The 3,051-nt window shown below is 65.7% G+C and carries 3 protein-coding genes; 2 read left to right on the forward strand and 1 reads right to left on the reverse strand.

Going from position 1 to position 3,051, the window contains the following annotated elements:
- A partial coding sequence (locus ACE3S9_RS17580) for a type II secretion system F family protein (protein ID WP_374547777.1) occupies positions 1-923 on the forward strand: 923 nt, incomplete at its 5' end.
- A gap of 107 nt (positions 924-1,030) precedes the next feature.
- Here ACE3S9_RS17580 and ACE3S9_RS17585 read toward each other — a convergent pair.
- A complete protein-coding gene (locus tag ACE3S9_RS17585; protein ID WP_374547778.1) occupies positions 1,031-1,861 on the reverse strand; it encodes a tetratricopeptide repeat protein in 831 nt (276 codons plus the stop codon).
- A gap of 120 nt (positions 1,862-1,981) precedes the next feature.
- Between ACE3S9_RS17585 and ACE3S9_RS17590 the strand changes: the two genes are divergently transcribed.
- Positions 1,982-3,051: M17 family metallopeptidase (locus tag ACE3S9_RS17590; protein ID WP_374547779.1), on the forward strand; the 1,070-nt coding region annotated here is incomplete at its 3' end.

The following is a 3,051-nucleotide window of genomic DNA, read 5'->3' on the forward strand; positions in this document are numbered from 1 at the left end:
TGCTCGTCGGCATTTTCACCATCGCCAGCCTGATCTCGATCGGCCTGCCGGTGCTCGAAGGCGACAAGCTGTCGGATCGGATGAAGCTGGTCGCCTCGGAGCGGGAGCGCATCCGCGCGCGCGAGCGCGAAAAGATGGTGAACCGCAACGCCGGCCGCCTGCGCCCGACGCCGAAGGCCTATATGAAGGACATCGTCGACAAGTTCAGCCTGTCGAAATGGCTGGGCGCCGACAACGCCAAGGCCAGACTGACCATGGCCGGTTTCCGCGGACCGCAAGCCGAGGTCGGCTTCCTGTTCTTCCGTCTCGTCACGCCCATCACCATGGCGCTTACCGCCGCGCTCTATGTCTTCGTGCTGATCAAGACCGACTGGACCTTCATGATGCGCCTGTCGATCGTGATGTGCACCGCCTATCTCGGCTTCAAGGGTCCGGAGCTCTATGTCTCCAACACCATTTCGAAGCGCCAGTTCAACATGAAGCGCGCCTTTCCCGACGCGCTCGACCTGCTGCTGATCTGCGTCGAATCCGGCATGTCGATCGAGCAGAGCTTTCGGCGCGTCAGCACGGAAATCGGCGTCCGCTCGGTTCCGCTCGCCGAGGAATTCACGCTGACCACCGCCGAATTGTCCTATCTGCCGGATCGCCGCACCGCCTATGATAATTTCTACAAGCGCACCGGCCTCGACGGCGTGAAGAACATCGTCACCTCGCTGGTTCAGGCGGAGAAATATGGCACGCCGCTCGGCACCGCCTTGCGCGTGGTGTCGCAGGAATCGCGCGACCAGCGCATGATGGAGGCCGAGAAGAAGGCCGCCTCGCTGCCGCCGAAACTCACCGTGCCGATGATCCTGTTCTTCCTGCCGGTGCTGTTCGCGGTCATCATGACGCCGGCCGCGATCCAGATCTCACACTCTTACTGAGGCGGCGGCGCTTTGCGCCGAAGCGGGGACTTGGCCCAACAAAAGAAAATCGGCGGCCTGCCGGAAAGCAGGCCGCCGATTTTCTTTTGCCGGGTCTGAAAAATCCGTCAGCGCGCGGCGGCGTCGACGCTCATCCGCTCCGTCTTGCGGGGCGCCGAAGCGGTCTGGATATCGCGCCAGGCGTTGGATTGCGAGATCATCTGGCGGATCGCCGTGACATTGTCGCGGGCCTGTTCCGGCGACAGATCGCGCGCGGAAACCTGCTCGGCTTCCGGGAACTTGCCCTGCAGGGCGAGCACCAGAGCGAGATTCTGCCTTTCGCGCATGTCCGAGCGCGGGCTCGCCGCCGCCTCGCGCAACACGCTTTCGGCCTGCGGCAGATTGCGGGACAAGGCGTAGGACAGGCCGAGATTGGAGAGAACCGATGGCTCGCCGGGGGCGAGCTTGAGCGCCGTTTCGTAATAATCCTGCGCGGCCTTGTGGTCGCCGAGCTGGTCGGCGATGGAGCCGCGCGTCGAAACCACCGACCAATTGGGATCATCCGGCGAATCGGCGCCTTCGAGCACGCTTTGCGCCTGCTGCAACTGGCCGGCGTCGGCCAGCGCCTTGCCATAGGCCGCCAGCACTTCGCGGTCGCGCGGATTCTTGATCGCGAGATTCTGCAACACCGCCGCCGCCTGGTCGTTGAGATCACGCGCCCGCAACGATTTCGCATAGGCCATGGCGATTTTCTTGTCGTCGGGATGGGCTTCGTAGCGCTGCCGCAACTGATCGGAAAAGGCCCGCAAATCCGCCGGCGCGTTGGATGCCGGCTTGCTCGGCGCGCCGAGCGAGCCCGTCACATCGTCCATGCTCACCGTCTTGCACCCGGAAAGGGCCAGCAGCGCGACGATGGCGACGCCGCCCAGCGCGCGCGGCTTCAAGAAAGCTCCACCCATGTCCCGCAACCCTCCGGCGACGCGGCCCGTCGCGCTTCTCTGCAAAGGAATATTTCGTTAACCCTAATAGAGCGTTAATAAATCAATAGAACGTTAACGCGCCGGACGGAGCGCCCTGCCATGTTTGACCTGCCTGCCCTGAAATTCGCGAGCCCCGGAGAAAAAAGCATCCCCGTCTGGCTGATCGAGGCCAAGCCCTTCGCCGCCGCGCTGAAGGCCGCCGAAAAGGCGCGCGGCCTGCCCGAGGGTCTCCCCAGGGATTTGCCGCCGGACGCCCTGCGATTCGCCGCCACGACCGGCTTCGAGGCCAAGACCGGCCGCCTGTTCTGGTTCGTCGCGGCGGAGGGCGCGCCGGGCGCCGTCTTTCTCGTCGACGCCGGCCCGAACGCCGATCCGTTCCAGATCGGCGCGCTCGCCAATCTGCTGCCGGCGGGCGTCTATCGCCTCGCCAACGCCCCGGCGCGGCCCGATCTCGCGGCTCTGGCCTTTCTACTCGGCGGCCATCGCTTCGCGCGTTACAAACAGCAGCGCGAGGCCGCGCATCTGGTCGCGCCGGAGGGAATCGACGCCGCCGAAATCGAGGCTGTCGCCAGCAGCGTCGCGCTCGCCCGCGACCTGATCGACACGCCCGCCAACGATCTCGGCCCCGACGAGCTGGAGGCCGCCATTCGCGCGGTCGGGGAACGATTCGGCGCCAAGGTCTCCGTCGTGCGCGGCGAAAAGCTTGAGAAGGATTTCCCGCTGATTCACGCCGTCGGCAAAAGCTCGCCACGCGCGCCGCGCCTGGTCGAGCTGCGCTGGAAGCCGAGACGCGCGCGCAAGCTGACCCTGGTCGGCAAGGGCGTCTGTTTCGATTCGGGCGGCCTCGACATCAAGCCGGACAGCGCCATGGCGCTGATGAAGAAGGATATGGGCGGCGCGGCGGCGGCGATCGCGGCCGCCGCCATGATCATGGCCGCGAATGTCGACGCCTCGCTGCGCCTGCTCGTTCCCATCGTCGAAAACTCGGTCTCGGGCGAGGCCTTCCGCCCCGGCGACGTCTATCGCTCGCGCAAGGGCCTTACCGTCGAGATCGGCAATACCGACGCCGAAGGCCGGCTCATCCTCGCCGACGCTTTGGCCTATGCCGACGACGACAAGCCGGAGCTGCTGGTCGATTTCGCGACCCTCACCGGCGCGGCCCGCGTGGC

It is taken from the genome of Rhodoblastus sp. (genome assembly GCF_041915505.1).
Lineage (GTDB): Bacteria > Pseudomonadota > Alphaproteobacteria > Rhizobiales > Beijerinckiaceae > Rhodoblastus.